An 877-nucleotide genomic window follows, 5' to 3' on the forward strand; every position below is an offset into this window, starting at 1 on the left:
TTTGTGGGCGATCTTTGATTGCCTTGTTATATTTTACGGCCTACAATAAGACCTAATTAACGACCACTTTATAGTACTGGTGATTTTATGACAACCCGAATATTAACAGAAGCTGCCGCTAGTATTAGCGAATTAAAGGCTAACCCAATGAAAGTTGCTTTAAGTGCTGATGGCAAACCAATTGCGGTACTTAATAGAAATGAACCTGCTTTTTACTGCGTGCCTGCCGAAGCCTATGAGTACTTAATGGACCGCGTTGAGGACCTTGAGTTAATAGCTCTTGCTGAACAACGAAAAAATGAGAAAAGCGTTAAGGTTAACTTAAATGACTTATGAGCTTGAGTTTAAAAAGTCTGCACTTAAAGAATGGAATAAACTTGGCGCTACTATAAAAGAGCAATTTAAAAAAAAGCTAACCGAAATATTAGAAGGCCCGAGAATACCAAGTGCAAAACTTTCTGGGGCAAATGACCTATACAAGATAAAACTTAGACAAGCTGGTTACCGTTTAGTTTATGAAGTAAACGACGAAATAATTACTGTGACAGTGATTTCAGTTGGTAAGCGTGAACGTGGTGATGTTTATAAAACGGCAATGAAACGAACCAACTAAAAATTATAACGCTTTTATAAACGGCGNACGGCTCTATCGTGCGTCCAACGCAGGCCACGTGTTTTTGTGGCCGGAGTGATGTTTGATGAACTGGTTAGATTTTTTAGAACACCTAACTAGCGCAACACCACGTTGTGTAGCCGCAGGCGAAACCTAAGCTTTTGACCTGAGACTAGAATACCTAAAGTGATAACTTTACCGGATTCCATAGGAACACACCACCGACGAAATCTCAGCAAATTAAAAAGTGCCTGAGAAACTTAA

2 protein-coding genes are annotated in these 877 nt (G+C 39.4%); both read left to right on the forward strand.

From position 1 onward, the window contains the following. The first annotated feature begins 87 nt into the window (after positions 1-87). On the forward strand, positions 88-336 hold the full coding sequence (locus A3763_RS02420; protein WP_068510964.1) for a type II toxin-antitoxin system Phd/YefM family antitoxin: 249 nt from the start codon (positions 88-90) through the stop codon (positions 334-336). After that, the gene (locus A3763_RS02425; RefSeq protein WP_068510962.1) at positions 326-613 is read left to right on the forward strand and encodes a type II toxin-antitoxin system RelE/ParE family toxin; all 288 of its coding nucleotides are present in this window, start codon (positions 326-328) and stop codon (positions 611-613) included. Before A3763_RS02420 ends, A3763_RS02425 begins: the two co-directional genes overlap by 11 nt. Positions 614-877: the final 264 nt, after the last annotated feature.

The sequence above is a fragment of the Oleiphilus sp. HI0128 genome (assembly GCF_001635365.1).